18 protein-coding genes and 1 pseudogene are annotated in these 16,369 nt (G+C 29.8%); 2 read left to right on the top strand and 17 right to left on the bottom strand.

Features of this window, described 5'->3' with window-relative positions; genetic code table 11:
- Nucleotides 1-487: 487 nt before the first annotated feature.
- Nucleotides 488-796, top strand: coding sequence for a hypothetical protein (locus ACJDU8_RS23455; protein WP_406794605.1), 309 nt, complete (start codon nt 488-490; stop codon nt 794-796).
- A 200-nt stretch (nt 797-996) separates the two neighbouring features.
- On the opposite strand, the gene ACJDU8_RS23450 is transcribed toward ACJDU8_RS23455, so the two are convergent.
- Both ACJDU8_RS23450 and ACJDU8_RS23445 read right to left on the bottom strand, forming a co-directional pair.
- Nucleotides 997-2,333 (bottom strand): IS3 family transposase gene (locus ACJDU8_RS23450; RefSeq protein WP_406794604.1). Its coding sequence is split into 2 segments (ribosomal slippage): nt 997-1,952 and nt 1,952-2,333, totalling 1,338 coding nucleotides; the frame shifts between segments, so codons are not numbered across the junction.
- 200 nt (nt 2,334-2,533) lie between these two features.
- Entirely contained in the window at nt 2,534-2,926 is a 393-nt protein-coding gene (locus ACJDU8_RS23445) for a hypothetical protein (protein WP_406794603.1), read from the bottom strand.
- A 542-nt stretch (nt 2,927-3,468) separates the two neighbouring features.
- Here ACJDU8_RS23445 and ACJDU8_RS23440 point away from each other — a divergent pair.
- Nucleotides 3,469-3,915 (top strand): annotated as a pseudogene (locus ACJDU8_RS23440) (staygreen family protein); the annotation flags it as partial.
- A 1,047-nt stretch (nt 3,916-4,962) separates the two neighbouring features.
- Here ACJDU8_RS23440 and ACJDU8_RS23435 read toward each other — a convergent pair.
- From ACJDU8_RS23435 to ACJDU8_RS23365, 15 genes are all read right to left on the bottom strand, one after another.
- Complete coding sequence (locus ACJDU8_RS23435; protein ID WP_406794602.1) at nt 4,963-5,370, bottom strand: DUF2000 family protein; 408 nt, start codon at nt 5,368-5,370, stop codon at nt 4,963-4,965.
- Nucleotides 5,371-5,385: 15 nt separating this feature from the next.
- Entirely contained in the window at nt 5,386-6,162 is a 777-nt protein-coding gene (locus ACJDU8_RS23430) for an AraC family transcriptional regulator (protein ID WP_406794601.1), read from the bottom strand.
- Between the two features lie 5 nt (nt 6,163-6,167).
- Nucleotides 6,168-6,764: a LysE family translocator gene (locus tag ACJDU8_RS23425; protein ID WP_406794600.1), complete on the bottom strand. Its 597-nt coding sequence runs from the start codon at nt 6,762-6,764 to the stop codon at nt 6,168-6,170.
- A 176-nt stretch (nt 6,765-6,940) separates the two neighbouring features.
- Entirely contained in the window at nt 6,941-7,501 is a 561-nt protein-coding gene (locus tag ACJDU8_RS23420) for a DUF1697 domain-containing protein (protein ID WP_406794599.1), read from the bottom strand.
- A gap of 95 nt (nt 7,502-7,596) precedes the next feature.
- Nucleotides 7,597-8,256, bottom strand: a complete 660-nt coding sequence (locus ACJDU8_RS23415; RefSeq protein WP_406794598.1) for a 4Fe-4S double cluster binding domain-containing protein — start codon at nt 8,254-8,256, stop codon at nt 7,597-7,599.
- A 110-nt stretch (nt 8,257-8,366) separates the two neighbouring features.
- Nucleotides 8,367-9,041, bottom strand: a complete 675-nt coding sequence (locus ACJDU8_RS23410) for a class I SAM-dependent methyltransferase (RefSeq protein WP_406794597.1) — start codon at nt 9,039-9,041, stop codon at nt 8,367-8,369.
- Between the two features lie 250 nt (nt 9,042-9,291).
- On the bottom strand, nt 9,292-9,516 hold the full coding sequence (locus ACJDU8_RS23405; RefSeq protein WP_406794596.1) for a hypothetical protein: 225 nt from the start codon (nt 9,514-9,516) through the stop codon (nt 9,292-9,294).
- Nucleotides 9,517-10,007: 491 nt separating this feature from the next.
- Complete coding sequence (locus ACJDU8_RS23400; RefSeq protein ID WP_406794595.1) at nt 10,008-11,390, bottom strand: MATE family efflux transporter; 1,383 nt, start codon at nt 11,388-11,390, stop codon at nt 10,008-10,010.
- Between the two features lie 438 nt (nt 11,391-11,828).
- Nucleotides 11,829-12,113 carry a putative quinol monooxygenase gene (locus ACJDU8_RS23395; protein WP_406794594.1) on the bottom strand — a complete coding sequence of 95 codons (285 nt, stop codon included), beginning with the start codon at nt 12,111-12,113 and terminating at the stop codon, nt 11,829-11,831.
- Nucleotides 12,114-12,322: 209 nt separating this feature from the next.
- On the bottom strand, nt 12,323-13,312 hold the full coding sequence (locus ACJDU8_RS23390; protein WP_406794593.1) for a choloylglycine hydrolase family protein: 990 nt from the start codon (nt 13,310-13,312) through the stop codon (nt 12,323-12,325).
- Nucleotides 13,313-13,547: 235 nt separating this feature from the next.
- The gene (locus ACJDU8_RS23385; protein ID WP_406794592.1) at nt 13,548-13,697 is read right to left on the bottom strand and encodes a hypothetical protein; all 150 of its coding nucleotides are present in this window, start codon (nt 13,695-13,697) and stop codon (nt 13,548-13,550) included.
- Between the two features lie 75 nt (nt 13,698-13,772).
- Nucleotides 13,773-14,558 (bottom strand): aminoglycoside 6-adenylyltransferase, encoded by a 786-nt coding sequence (locus ACJDU8_RS23380; protein WP_406794591.1) that lies wholly within the window; start codon nt 14,556-14,558, stop codon nt 13,773-13,775.
- An 86-nt stretch (nt 14,559-14,644) separates the two neighbouring features.
- Nucleotides 14,645-15,424 (bottom strand): alpha/beta fold hydrolase, encoded by a 780-nt coding sequence (locus tag ACJDU8_RS23375; protein ID WP_406794590.1) that lies wholly within the window; start codon nt 15,422-15,424, stop codon nt 14,645-14,647.
- Nucleotides 15,425-15,485: 61 nt separating this feature from the next.
- Nucleotides 15,486-16,007 (bottom strand): cysteine hydrolase family protein, encoded by a 522-nt coding sequence (locus ACJDU8_RS23370; RefSeq protein WP_406794589.1) that lies wholly within the window; start codon nt 16,005-16,007, stop codon nt 15,486-15,488.
- A gap of 130 nt (nt 16,008-16,137) precedes the next feature.
- Nucleotides 16,138-16,275, bottom strand: a complete 138-nt coding sequence (locus ACJDU8_RS23365) for a hypothetical protein (RefSeq protein ID WP_406794588.1) — start codon at nt 16,273-16,275, stop codon at nt 16,138-16,140.
- Nucleotides 16,276-16,369 lie beyond the last annotated feature (94 nt).

Here is a 16,369-nt window from a genome sequence, read left to right as displayed (position 1 = left end):
ATTACGAAATTACTTTCTTTACTGCTTTCGCAGCTCAAAAGAATTGCTGGTTTATTCTTATAAATAAGTTTACCTATTCTTCTTATTCTGTTTAATTTTCAAGGATCATTCTACCATCTTCTTCGACGGCCTTTTTAGGATATCATACTTTTTTATTAGTGTCAACATTTTTTAAAGTATTTTTTGTCATATTTATTTTTTTCGACTAATTTTGCTCGAAAATTTTTTTATCACCAAAAACTATAATTTATATTTAATATTATTTACTGCTTTTAAAAATATTATTAGCATTATAAGCATTTATAATACTAAATAATACAATAGTTGCATAACATATTACATATACTAATGTATTATAAAATTATCTCTTACTTTATCAAGAGTATTTATTTAAAAAATTTCTTTAAATAATTAAAATGTATTGACTTTCTTTAATATTTGGTATGCAATAAATATATAAAAAATAATGAAAGGAGAAATATTGACTATGAAAATTAGAATATCAGATGAAGAACATACTTTTGTATATGATAACAACACTGCCAATGTAGACATAAAACAGGATAAGCATTCTACAAACTATTGTAAACTTTGGGGAATTAAAAAATTTGTAAACCCTACTACACAAAATATAAAATATATTTTGGAAAGTGAAGAAAATGTACCTATGTATGGGGATACCACAATACATAGATTAGCTGAATTCTTTATTAAAAATGAAAAAATCGATTTAGATAGTATATACGTAGAAGAAACCCTTAAAGTAAATATTGAAAATGAAGATTCAAATTTATAACATCTCTTAAAGAAAAAATAGATTTTTAAAAATAAAATTAATATATTCTTGCATAATCAAAGACAATACGAAATATAAATTGATAATTTTTATAAAATATATAATCTTTATAATTTTATATATAATAAAATTTATTATGTAAATAATAAAACCTAGAACATTTTGAAATGTACCCCTTTGTCAAGGGCAATAAAAAAAGACTAGGCTAAATTAAGAAGATGATTTCTGTATTGAACAGGGGTCATCTTTTTTAATCCCCACTGATATCTATAGTTGTTATAGTAGAGCATATACTCGTCTATCTCTTGTTTAAGCGCATCTAAGGATTGGCAAGATTTTATGAGAGCTTCATCTTTAAAGTTACCGAAAAAAGACTCCTGTGGAGCATTATCCCAGCAATTACCTCGTCTAGACATAGACTGGTTTAACTTATAGCTTTTAACTAGGTTCTGAAAGACAGGACTTGTGTAATGAGCACCTTGATCTGAATGGATGAATGCATCCTTAGCTAACTTTACTTGTCTATTGCTCATTAACTTATGTATTGTGTCTGTTACTATATCTAGGGTTATCTTGTCAGAAAGATGGTATGCTAAAATCTCATTGGTTGAGCCATCTTTAACTGTTGATAAGTAAGATTTTCTGCCATTACCGTAAAACAAATAGGTTATGTCTGTAAGAAGTACCTTACCAGGTACATTCTGTTTGAATTTTCTATTTAACAAGTTAGGAAGCACTCTATGTTCCTTAGTTGCCTTCATCATTCTTCTATAAGGATTTGCCCTCCTAATAGGACAAACAATGTTATATTTTTTCATAATCCTTCGGATGCGTTTCAAATTATATAAGATTCCAAAATGACCTTCTAGTGTCATCTTGATTTGTCTTGCACCTTTTTTACGCATCTTAAAGTTAAATGCCTTCAAAATGATATCCCTAACCGAATCATCTTCCATATCACGGTTTTGTCTTGCCTGCTGAGATTTTGACGAGAAATAATTATAATATCCCGAACGCGATACTTCTGCAATCTCACATAAATAACTAATCATATTCCTCAATTTATACTTATTAACTATTGATTTGATAAGCTGAAATTTTTGCGCTGATATTAATCTTACTTCTTTTTTATCATCCTCCTTTCCAACATATCGATTTTTTTTAGCAGTTCATTCTCAGCTTTCAATAATCTATTCTGCGCCATTAAACGTTCATACTTCTCTTGTAATGTACGTTCCTTCTCTCTAGGTCTCCCTGAATTCTCTTTTCTAGTATCTTTAAGTCCAAGTACTCCTTGTTTTCTATATGCAGCACGCCATCTTTTACCTGATGATTTTACACGTTCCATTCCTAAAATACTTATATCAAAACCACATTCTTCAAATATTTGTCTCGGAAACTTTCCTTTTTCATTCTCACTTACGAAAATATGCTTAAATTCATCGGTATAAGTAATTCCTTTCTCACTTACGTGCTTAACATAGGTATTGTTTGACAGTATTTCAATTTCTTCTTCTGAAAATATCTTATTACTCATCTTATCCACTCCTACTTTATCTGTTTCATTATAATAAAAATACCCTATCGAGTAGACTTTTTTCAAGTGTCTATCTGATAGGGTACATTTTATTTATGGCCCTAGGTTTTATTTGTTTTATCCAAAGGCAGTAATTAGCTAATACTCCCATCTTCTTTGAAGCTAGAAATAAGCACTGCTATCCGCCTAGATAAGTTGTTCTAAGTTATTTTATCGTTTACTGTATTTTCTGTAGTCACCTGCTCTATCTCCACGGGCTGCACTAATGGTTTGACAACACAGCACACCTCTTTATTTATAGCATCCAATTCATTCTGTGTAAGGCTTGGTATTACTTCTAACAACCTTTTTTCCATTTCACTTTTTTTGCCATTCCCTGATTTTTTTAGAGAACTAAACTCATCTTCTAACACATAGTACAGTCCTTTTGCCATATTAAGAGCATGCTTATAGTTATATGCACCCTTTTTTGCTATACTAGACTGCTTTTGTAATTCTAATGCATTTGAAATCTTCTTAAGTACATAGCCTGCTATAATTCCAACTACACCTAAAATAAGTTGAATTAATATACTTAGTACTTGTTCTTTCATTAATGCTATCCTCCTAAACTTTATAAATATAAAAATGCTTCTAATAAAATATATGCTAAAATTATTTCTTTATTAAAACTATTTTGTTTTTTTAGGATATACATAATATTATATACAATTTTATAATATGGCAAAAATATACTGTCCTGTTAAGACCATTAATCAAGTGATTCTTAGTTTCAGGTGGAGTTTGCTTATGAGAAATACTTATCTCCTTTTGAATCTTATTAACAGTATTCTTAGTGTCTTTAGCACTTAGAATACGTTATCCTTTAGGAGAAGAACTTATCCAGGTGCGTACCACCTCTTATCCCCCACTTTGATAGAAAAGCAGAGAACCAAAATTTTTAATTTTGTGTGAATCGCTTTCACAGAGTGCGATGGGGGTGTTAGCAATGGTAGCATTCGGATAAATTATTCCCGCTCTGCTCTTGTCCCTCCTATTTGTTCCTGTATAAAAAGTGAATCCTGCAGTTTATCACCCTATTGCTTTAACTATCATATAATGTTTCTATTGGAATACTATTACAGGAGTGGATTGAATGAGCAGACTAAACCCTGAAAAACTTTCAGTGGAATTTAGAGAAGGGGTTACGGTTACCGAGCCTATTATACCAAGACGCTATACTCTTACTCATTCTGATATAACTGCAGAACTTTTTTTAAATATGGGCTTAACATATGCTTATGATAAGATTAATGCTGCGAGAGACGAAGTTCTTGGTGAATGGGTTAAAGCTAAAAATCAATACTTTTGTTACATTTATTTATATGTTGATGGAAAATTGGGCCCTGCTAAAGCAGCCATAAGAAATAAGATCTTTAGACGGGAATTACCCTTTGCTCTAGAGGCTATTAGATATGGCGATAGAAAATTCTTTAGAGCACATCCTGAACTGGATAATGAATCAATAATAGTTTACTTTATGTCATCTATCCCGAAATATAATAAATTAGAAAACTGGGGGACTTTTTCAAACTATGATATCACCCTTCCTAAAAAATATGCTAATACAAACTTTCTTCGTCAAAAAACATATCTACTTGATGTGAAAATTGGTGATGTAAATGGAGACGGTATACTAGACAAAGTATTTCTCTATGGAAATAAACCAGATGGTGCAACTGGAATCTTTACCGACAACATTACTGTTGTAATCGAGGATGGACGCAGAAACAAAACAAAAACCTTCACTCCTGAATTTAATTCAGGCTATAACCCTAGATTGTTCCTTGGTGACTTTACAAAGGATAATGTAGATGACATAAAAGTAAGCATTGATTCAGGTGGAAGCGGCGGGTATGGTTACTACTACATTTATTCCTTTAAAAATAATGAACTTAAAGAAATCTTTAATTTTGACAAATACAACACAGAATTTAAGTATAAAGTAGATTATGCTGACCTCTATAAGGTTGATGTAAGTAATGTCATGCTAAACAAGCTTTTTATACTAGACATAAGCTACAAGGGTCATGATTATTTATCTCAATATTATGCTGAAAACGATAAATTAAAGGAACCTGTACATGGAGAGGTCCTTGCCATAAGTTCATTGGTCCCAATGGTAAATGACGAAAAAAATAACACTTTTGATTTACTCGCCTTCCAACGTATTATTGGTACCACTAACAGCGATACTCTAGGATTTATTGAAAACATGCTCTCCTGGGATGGTGAAAAATTTACTTCTAATAGAATGTTTGCCGCTGTACCTGGTACAAATTTAATTTCTCCATTTTAAAGTGCAACCTTATCCCAATGAATACATCCATATAACTACATGATATCTCTAAATGCAAGTAAATGGCAGGAACCGAGTATACATTTGAAAACACTCCATCCTGCCTCCAATTTATTATATAAAAAATTACAATTGTGCAATATATACTACCTTTTGCACTTGTACCCAACTAAAAGTTGTATATGATAAATCCGTAAATATATTATAACCACCCCTATTTGAAATGAACATATACTTATTTTACAATATAAGAAAAATATGTATCCATGGGCATTATAATGCTCTACTTATCTAGTGGTGTAGTTTAAGTCTTTTTGTCAGCCTATCAATATGATTCTTCTTGCCTATCATGCCAATACCTACAAGGTTTAGGTCATCAGTTTTATACTCTGCAACCTTTGAAAGATTGTCCTTATCATTATAGGTCTTAAAAATTTCTTCGGTATAGATAGTCATCTTAACTTCTTTAGTAAGGGCCTTTTTCAGTACCTCTTTCAATTCCTGGTTACTTGCGGAATAAATCATAATGGGTTGTTGTGACATCGGTAGGTAAGCTACCCCGTCACCATCAACATAAGGCTCTCCAATAATATTTTGAGTCCCTCCAATTCCGCTCATTAAAAATGCTGTAACATTTAGTTTTTGCCATACCAAAAGGTCATCTCTAATTATAACTACTATCTTGTTAACAAATTCCACCTTAAAAACTCCTCCTCAATTTAAGTGTGACATATATTCAAATGTTGTTATTCCATATATACTTTTAAAATGTTTATTTAAATGCGTTAAATCAACAAAGCCACATTCTGCCACTGCTGAATAAACATCTCTATTTTTCTCTATTAACTTCTTTGCAAATTCTACCTTATAGTTAAGAAAATACTGGTATGGTGAGATTCCAGTATTAGCTTTAAATAATCTGATAAACTTAAATTTTGACATATCAAGCTCTTTACAAATGTCATCAAGTCTCAATACGTTTTTTAAGCTGCAGCAAATCATATCCTTTGCTTTTACAATCAGAGCATTATCTTTCTTGTAACTTCTACAAAGATTAGTTTGAGTAAAGCTATCTGCAAGAGATAAAAGTAATTCACTACATAATGCTTCATCTTTTTCTCTTAATATTGCATTAGAAAGATCTAATATTCGTTGTTCAAGTCTGTAATTATACACAATAGGAGAAGAAAAACTAACTATATTCTTTTTTTCAAGAATCTCCAAAAATAATGTTGGCTCAATATATAGCATAACATAATCAATACCTGCCTCATCATGTGCCATTCCATCATGGGGCTGTTCTGGATTAAAAAGCATAATGCCATTTTTATATGATGATTGAAAACTTCCCTCCAAGTTATATTGCTGAATACCACGCAATGTTACACCTATTGCATATTCCTTGTGAGCGTGCTTTTTATATTTAAAATTAGCAAAACTTGCTGACAACACAGTAATACCTGCTGATTTTTTATATATAAACTTATCCATATAAATCACCTCTTAATTAGCTCACTCACACCAGATACCATTATTGCAGAGTAAACTAAAAATAATGCCATAATTATATTAACAGTCTTTTGATGTTTCTGAAAAAATTCCTTAAAGATTGTACCAAAAAGTACCCATGTAATAAATGCCATAAATCCAATAATTGCTATACATGTAACAAATATGGCCAAAGTAGACGGTGCAGTGTAGTATGGCATAACAAAGCTTGGAATTACTGTCATTGTAAACAGTACGACCTTTGGATTTATAAACTGCATAAGGAAGCCAGACATAAAGGTAGCAGTTTGTTTTTCAATTGATTTTGATGTATCCATTTTGTATATTTGATAAGCAAGATAGATAATATAAAAGCTCCCGATTATCTGCATAATAGGCAAAATTCGGGGTATTACCGCCATAAGCACAGTATTTAACATAGCTGAAATAACAAGTAATAAACCAAATGCAACAGTTGCTCCATATGTATATTCCATTGCTTTTTTTGTGCCAAAATTATTTACTGTAGACAATATTACAATATTCGTAGGCCCTGGAGTAACTGTAACAATAATACAGTAAATAAGAAAAGATGTAATATTCATGAATCAAGCTCCTTTCAAAGTATTCTCATAAATTATACATCTAAGCTTAAATAGCATATAGTATATTATTGCAGAGTTACAATTTTATATTATAAAATAATGTTCCGTAATAACCTATACCTATAATACAAGTTGAGAATAACCCGTCATAAATAATTATGATCATCTATTTCTCCTTAAATTTCCATAGCCTTTGCCAGCTCGACGAGCTTGTTTATTGTTTTCCAATTACGTACAGTTGAAGAGACACCCAATTTCTGAAGATTGCTAGCAATCTTGGACTTTCTAATACTATCATAACATAAAAGGAAAATCTCTCTTCCCTCCATTCGAAACTCATCCTTTTCACTTTTATAAGTATTTAAGCATTCAACCTTTTCTTGAAGAGGAAGATTAGATAGAAAAGCCACATATAGGCTCTCTGTTTGAGACAATAATTCTGCTTGCAATATTTCTTCCTTTGAAAAAGGACAGTTCTTAACAATCAATTGTAATTCTTCAGCTGTTCTTAAAACAACCCTAACGGATAATCCGAAGACTTTCTCAATTTCCTGCTCAATTCTATTGCACACTAGTTCTTCCCTTTCATTTGATTTGAATAGAATATTTCCACTTTGAATATATGTTTTTACCTCACAAAATCCAATCGATTCAAATACTCGTTTCAATTCCACCATCTTAATACTATTCTTTCCACCTACATTAATGCCCCTTAATAGTGCAATATAAATAGTCATAATGTAAAATTCTCCTTCACTTTAAGTTAAATCGTCGTAAATTGCATATATATAAATAGTAACATAAATAAGAATAAAGCAACTCTTAAGATATTTTATATTGCAAAAGGACATGATACCATACATAATCCACAAGAATGTTTTCTGTTATGTATTTTTAAATAAAGGCTTCTTTTCTGATTGCATAATTTATAGTTAATTAATTCTTCACGTTTTGTCCTTATATTCCATTGAGAACCAGTTAATGCATTATGAGGGCAAGCTTTAACGCATATATTACACTCAAGTGGGCATTTACTTATTGTAACAGGTTTCTCTAGCGGTAAGTCATAATTAATTAATATTGCAGATAATCTTATCCTTGGCCCATATCTTTCTGTAATCAAAACATCATTTTTGCCTATCCACCCTAAACCTGCATTGATGCTTGCAAATTTAAATGAAAATGGCGCAATGAGTTTCTCTTCACTTGACTGTGCAACAGGTGGTATGTAATATTGAATTTTATATTTGTTTAATAGGGTAGTAATCTTTTCTAATAATAAATTGATATGATCTTGCGCTTCACATATTAAACTTTCAAATTTCTCTTCTTTGTAATTATTTATACTCAATAATTCTGTATGAGGAGTAGCAAAAACTAATGCACATTTATAATCTGATTTATATTCACTAAAGCTTATATTAGAAATACCATATAAGATATCAGAATTTTTCTTAAAAAGTTCACAAATACCATTGTATAAATCAATCATAATATGGTGCTCCTTTTATATAAGATATTTTCTTTACTTTGCTTCTATTTACACTTGTGACGCAAGTTAAGAATTGTGACTTAAATTTGCAGAATATACTTGTTTTCCAACTATTTTTGCCATACTAATGAATATCTCCAAAAAAGTTTGCGTTTAACTTTTGCTGTAGGGATATGTTTTTGTGCTAATGCTTTTATCTCATCCATTGTCATATACGTGTCATGTTTACCATGCCTCTCCCAAACTTCTTTTGAATGGGCATCATCTTTTTTCAACCTACCGTTTTTTATTAAGTTCATTACAATATCAGGGATAGAAGCACTACCCCATATAATATAATCACCTAATGACTTTGCTTTTACAAGATCTAATATAATAAGTTTACCACCTTCTTTTAGTTTATCCTTTGCCAAACATAGAAGCCACGCATAAGGCAAATGATGTGCTGTTGCCGTTGTTATAATAACATCAAGACTGTTATTTTCAAATTTCATATCGAGAATATTTCCACAAACATACTCGATATTCTTATTCGGATATAAAACTTTTGCCCTTTCAATCATCTTGTCTGCAAGGTCAACTGCAATTACTTTTTGGGATTTCTTTGACAACATAAACGAAAGTTCACCTTTGCCACAACCTATTTCAAGGCAAGTTTCAACTGTATTGGGTACAAGCTTTATGAGGTGCTTAAAATAACAATTATTATGATTCCATCTTGATTCATCAAGTTGTGAAATTTCATTAAAATCATTTTTCACAACATTATAATCTTTCATCTTCATATCTCACCTTCAAAAAATAAATTTTACTTCGCTATAATCTACACTTGTGAAACAAGTTAAGAATTGAACGAAACACTCTATACTTGAAATTATCATAATTTTGTTTGCTCAGCAGTTTCTCTTTTATATTGTTTATCTATGACATGCCATGTTAGAATCGATCTACACAAACTTAATATAATTAGAATCGCACTATTTATAATTATGCTTTTTATAAAAGCGTTTAAAATAAAATATGATATACAGAGTTTTATTCTTCTGAAAGTGATTCAGTCCTTCCTTGTGCCTTTAACCATTCTTTAGCTTTTAATTTTATTTGTTTTTCTAATCCTAAATCACGGCCTGCATCACCCATAGCTTCCTTTGCATATTTACGTGGAAACATCTTTTTTATGGATGATACATATTCATCAGTTCCGTCTTTGGGCTGTTGAAATTTAACAACATTAAATTTACCCTTATTTTTCCTTAACACAATGAGTGCTGGATTTGTTCCAGAAGATAAAGAACCAAATTTTCCATTAGAAAATACATACCCTTCAAATAAGGTATAAATATAAACATTTATTAATCCATCCTTCTGTTCAATTGCGTATACCTTTTTATCTCATCCCCCAATTCTATGTATAAGCAGATTATAATACTAATCATCTCTACAATTTAACTGCATATACAAGTAATACCATAAACGAATCTGAAATCAGAAATAAAATGTTTAATGCTATATTAGCCTCAGAAGGATATGCTGAGCAAATGATAGTTTCACCAGATATAAGATATATTGAAATTTAACAATTTTAAAAAATGGTTTGCTTTCTATTTTAAAACGTAGTAATTTTGTAATAAAGGAGTTATTCATTCTTTAAAGGAGGCAAAGAAAACAAATGTTGAGTTTAAATTATATTCTCAAATAAATTCTTATATTTGTCTGCTATTTTCATTTATGTTATTAGCTTCAAAATTCTCCTAAACACGTGCATTTTTATTTTTTCCTTGAATTACGTTTAATTCATTCATCTTTTTTATCTCACGATATATAAAAATTAAAGATATCATTGCAGTAAAAAAATCAGATAATGGAACAGATACAAAAACACCAGTGACTTTAAGAAATATTGGGATGATTAACATTAATGGTATTAAAAATAAAAATGGTTTCATTATTGATAAAAATAATGCAGGCTTAGGTTTGCCAATATACTGAAAAAAACTTGCAGCAATTACTTGAACACCTACTAAAGGACTCATAAGTATCAGTACTCTTAAAATAGGAACCGTCAATGCTATTAATTCATTATTAGATGTAAAAACACCCGCTATTTTATTTGTAAAACTAATAATTATAACTAAAAATCCCAATGAAATTACAACTGATGTTAAAATTCCAAGCTTTAAGCTTTGTTTTACTCTATTGAATTTTTTAGCACCATAATTAAATCCTATAATAGGCTGAAGAGCTTGTCTAATTCCATACATAGAAACGGTAATAAACCCGAATATACGATTATATATACCAATTGCAGAAATATATAAGTCAGATCCTCCATAAATTCTTATTGAATTATTTAATACTATGGCTACAATTCCATAAGCCAGTTGAGTCATAAACGTGGATACTCCTAAGGAAATCGCTTCCTTTAATAACTTTATATTAATTACTAAATTTTTAACTTTTACTCCTAAAATTTTACTATTAAAACAGATGTATACCAATAAAAATATGAAACATATTATTTGGGAAATGTCTGTAGCAATGGCAGCTCCTTTTATCCCATATTTAAGTCTTGTAACCAATATGTAATCTAACGGAATATTAATTACAGGTCCTATTATCATGCTTATCATAGCAATATTAGCATGCCCTTCTGATTGTATGATGCTATTGGAAACAATACTAAAAACGAAAAAAACACTGCAATATAAAGTAATTCTAAAGAATGTTACAGCATAGGGTAGTATGGTTTCCAAGGAACCAAAAATATACAATATAGGTCTTATGAAAGCCAGTCCTATAACCATAATTAAAATTCCTAATAGAACAGAGGATGTTAATGCAGTACCCACAGCCTTTTCTGCTCTTAGTTTATTTCCGGCTCCAAGACTTCTAGAAATTATAGAAGCAATTCCAACTCCGATCATTTGAGAAAGAGCCAGTATTATTTGTTGAATAGGAAAGACTATAGTTAAAGCTGCAATTCCTAAGCTACCATTAGCCTGATTACCTATAAAAATTGCATCAATAAGATTATATAATACATTAGCTAAAAATACACTTATGGCAGGAAGAGAAAACTTAAAGAGTAATGTTTTGATATTACCTTCCAAAATAAAATTTTCAAGTTCAGTCATATTATTACCTCCAAAAAAGTTATATTGAATTATATATTTATAATAGATTGTTAATTATCAATTCCTATAATAACGTATTGTGCTAGTTGATTCATCGTATTGAAAATAGTTGCTTTTTTATGATAGAACTTTCTACTTTGTAAAAATTTAAGTCATTCTTTTCAATGGTTCCAGAATTTAACTAGCACAACAGGATAAAATAGTAATTGGATAATTCTAATTTATAAGGTTGAATTATTGTTCATCAACCACCAAAAGGCAGTAATGCCTTTTTTTATATTTAAAATATAGATTTAAATCCAAATTATAATATATACTTTGCCCCTGGTGACAGCATTGCTATACTACCCCTATTAGATGAAAAATTATATAAAAATATGAGAAATGTACTATGATTTCTATGTGAGATGGATTAAAGTAATGTAAAGAGAAGCTATCTTATATTTCTTTATAAATATTAATTTCACCTGTTCCTATAAGAAGTTCTGCCAATACAGGGACTATTCTTTTAAAATGCTCGCTATTATTATGCTGCTGAACTGCTTCAGCGTCCTGCCATTCTTCTATGAATGCAAGTATTGAATCATCATTTATATCTTGAAATAGGCCGTAGGAAATACAGCCTACTTCTTGTCTACTCTTTTCAATTAGTTCTTTTGTCAATTGAAGGTACTTTTCTTTTTGACCTTCCTTGATTATGCTGCTTGCTACTATTTTTATCATGTTTATTATCCTGCTTTCTTATAATTTAGTATAATGTGTATTTGCTACTAAACATAAACTCATCAGAAAATCCAACTACAATAAAATATAATATTCGCCAAAAATGATTAACATTTATATTCATATAAGCTAGAAATGATATTACATATAAAATACCTGTAATTATACCAAATGATGAGTGATTTTTTGGGAATGTAGCTCTTTTTAAATTAATTTTCCATATAAATTATTGGCTTGTTTCTAAATGGATAAGATTTAACACTAACAGTATTTAAATCTTCATTAAACAAATTTATAGCTGAAACCTGAGCATTATCATATGCATAGTAATAATATGTACCTGATTCACCACACATTGCGCTGGTATATATTGTACTGTGCTCTTTCCCATCAGATGTTATAACTGCACCTTTAGGTACTTGACAATTAGAAAGAATATGAAACATACCATTAATACCTTCAAGCTCAGTATCAATATGTGTTAAATTATTTTTTAAATATACTGCTCTAGTAAACCTGGAAGCTGAAGTAAAATCTCCTGGTAATCCAAATGCACCTGAACCGTTGGTAAATGAAGATAATTCTAGATTACCCCACGTAACTTTATCAAATTGTCTTGATCTTATCCCTATATACTGATTTAAATTATTTAAATGCCATTGAAAATCTGGACTATTAGTCATAACTCCAACTGGATTATCAAAGACTTCCAATCCTCTAGAGGTCCTCTCAACAACAATACTTTTTCCAGATTTATCAGATAAGATGTAGTGTAACGAAGGTGTTAAATTTAATAAGTTAGATGGCACATCAACAATTTCCAGGTCTTGCAGTGATTTTTTAACTTCTTCTAAGTCCTTAAACTGAGATAATGCCCAGAACACAAAATCATGTGGTGCAATATTTTCTTTTCCTTCAACTATTGTCTTTGAATATTGTGCAAAACCTGTAAGATAAAGCATTGCACACGTTAATCCTTTTTCATTTAATCCATCTACTAAACTAGAATGTTCATCTAACCCCATTGACATACCTATAAAGGTGTATCTTGTTTTTTTCTCTTGTCTGTCTACAGTATTAGTCCATATATAATTTCTTGGAATAATATCAATTGATGGATTAAACTCTATTGCAAGATCCATCGTACGTCCAAATAAATGGTGACCACTTGTTGTTTCTAGTGTCAAACTTGTACACATATTCAGCACTTCCTCATAATTGATTTATATTTTATAGTTAAGGAAATTCTATTATATATTCATTTGGAAATAAGTTGTGATTTTACCTCTATTACTTAACTATATATAAATATTACCACAAAAAACTATTATTGATATAGATAATTATATATTTATATTCAATACTGATACAAGTAAGTTTTTATTTTTTATATTTTTCCAAAAGAATTCTATGAGCAATATAAGCATAATCCTATTACTTCTTCTCTTCATGCCTAATTCTTACTACTCCTACTACTTCATTATTATCAATTAGCCAAAATGTTGAAGTTCTGACCCATCCTTGAGGCAAATCTATTCCTTTAGAATAATTATGTAAGTTATTTAAATATCTTAATTCGTTCAAATTTACTGTTTCGTCACAACTTAAAAAAGTACACCTCACAATTTGCTAAAAAATACTGCTCAATTTTTAATTTGATTAGTAGATATCTTTTGCAGTTTTTGGTAGTTCCTTGATATGCTTTATAAATGCAAAACTTCTTTTAGTTTCTTCATAATTATATTCATATTTAAACGCCTTACCTACTTCAGGTGCAATCTCTGTAAACAATTCACATGTTGTAACCAATGCATTCCACGAAGAATCATAATCACTCATGCTAAAGGTATCCATTAACCTTGTCCATACATCTGAATTTAAATATTCTTTTAAATGTTTGTTTGCTTTTCCAATACTCACTCTAAATTCTGTTTGAATACCTACACACCAATATAGCATGGTTAACAATTCTTGCCGTACATAACTATTCATTACTTCAATTGTAAAAAGAATTTCTTCCCTCCAAAGTCCTTTTGCACAATATGGTGCTACCCACCCAAAATTACTGCAACAACTAAAATATTGTCCATATGTAGGTTTTTTTACCCAATAATCCTCATCAGAAGGTGCTTGGATTTGTGGTAAACAGTTATCTTTATCAAGCAATGGAACAGTCAGCTTATCAGTTCCATATTCATTTATTAGTACTTCTATAGGCTGAATGTGCAAGTCAATTCTATTGCCATCTTTAAACTTCATTAAATATGTATAATCATTTTTAAAATTAACATCTCTACCTTGCATTTTATCAAGCTTATTAGGCTCTTGGAAAATGATTGGCTCACCAAAAACGCTTATCCAACCATCATCACTAATAAATGATGCTGTTTCAGTAACCACATAAATAATATCATAGTCCTGAAAAATATCCTTTTTCTTCGTCATATAAGAAAGATACGACAAAACTGAAAGTAAAATTATGTTACCTCAACTCTACAAATTGGAATTATTTATTAATTTATTTTTAAAGCCTATAATCCTCGTGCATAAAGAATACCTTTCTTAATTGCTTCTGCTAATCCCTTCGGATTTTCCCAAGCCATAGAATGTCCTGCTGATCTTACAATTTCAATATTTATCATGTGCCTCTCCAACTCAATTTGTTCGTCATCTGTTAAAGATTTTTCACCAAAAATGAATGTCCTTTTACATTGCAATGAATATAATATTTCACGCCATGATGGCTCTGCTCCAGCAACTGCTGACTTTGAAATTCTACCAATTGCTGTAGAAGAACAAACTGATAATGTAGATGCCCACATAGAATTTATACTAGAATTTTCATTGATAACTTCATCAAATATTCCATTTACAAAATCTTCTTCTTGATAGGTTCCAAATTCATAACTTAATGAACCTTGACTACTTTTATCTAAATTAGCTTCACTAAGAATAATTGTTTCGATATTTTCTTTACATTTATTGGCAAGTCCAAGTGCAACAGCTCCACCTAAACTATGTGCAAAAATAATAAACTTATAAAGCTTTAGATCTTGTACAAAATTATACAAATATTTTGCATGTTCTTTTATAGTATATATATAGTTATCTGGTTTATCATTAAATCCACTACCAAGCAGGTCTATTAATATTCGTCTGTGATTTATTAAATCAATTTGTGCTGCTACCTCAGGATAATCAAATGATCCAGCGCATCCTAAGCCATGAATAAATAGTATTGGTGTATCTTTACTAGGTAAATCATGATACCTCATCTTATTATTCATGTTATCTACTATGTATTCTTTCATAAAAAATCCTTCGCGTTAAATGTAAATACTTAAATTTTTTTCAAATAAATTGGAAATTTAGCTATTTCATTCTTTTAATTGTTTCATCTAATGAAATACATTCTGCATATCTGCCATTCCACATAAATTCATTGTAATATTGATAGCTTTGTTCTGCTGACATAAATTTATTATTAACTGTTGTGTTTGTATATGCTGGAAGTATAATATTAAATCCATGTTCAAATCCACATTTTATAGTAGCATCAATACAATAATCTGTTTGAAGCCCTACAATAATTATATCTTTTTCTCTCTTATCTATTAAATATTCTAATAATCCTGTCCCTTTAAAAGCACTATTAACCTTTTTATCAAATATTTTTTCATTATTCATCGGTTGAAACTTTTCATATATTTCAAAGCCATCGGTTCCTTTTGTTAATTCATTTCCTATTCCATCATCATGACGTACATATATCACATCAATATTATTTGCCCTCGCCTCATGTATTATTTCTTTAACATTAGATACAAACATATCAAATTTATATAATTTTTCATTGGTTATTAACTTTTGTGTATCAACTACTAATAAAACCATTTTTACTCCTTTTCAAATTACTATTTATTGAGTTGTCTTACATTTTTCATAAGCCGCATTGAGTTAAACTTGTGATGCAAGCTATGAAATATACGTCTCAAATTTATTACTTTGGCACTAAATAATTTCTTTATTTTTGAATTATTGTATTTTTACATAAGATTGTCATTACCTTTTTTATAAATTCTCTCTCTTCATCTGATATTGTATAGACTGGTGGTTTTCTATCATCAGGCATAGAATTATAATTTTCCCATGATTTTCTCATTCCCTCTCTTATATAAGGGCTGACGTATGGACAGTTTAATGTAAATTAATGTATAAAACATTTACAGGATAAAATTATGTAGAAAACCGCCTTA

It is taken from the genome of Candidatus Clostridium eludens, assembly GCF_045310515.1.
In the GTDB taxonomy this organism is placed as follows: domain Bacteria; phylum Bacillota; class Clostridia; order Clostridiales; family Clostridiaceae; genus Clostridium_B; species Clostridium_B eludens.
The sequence above is the reverse complement of the archived record's forward strand: the minus strand, read 5'-3'. Positions and strand labels throughout refer to the sequence as shown.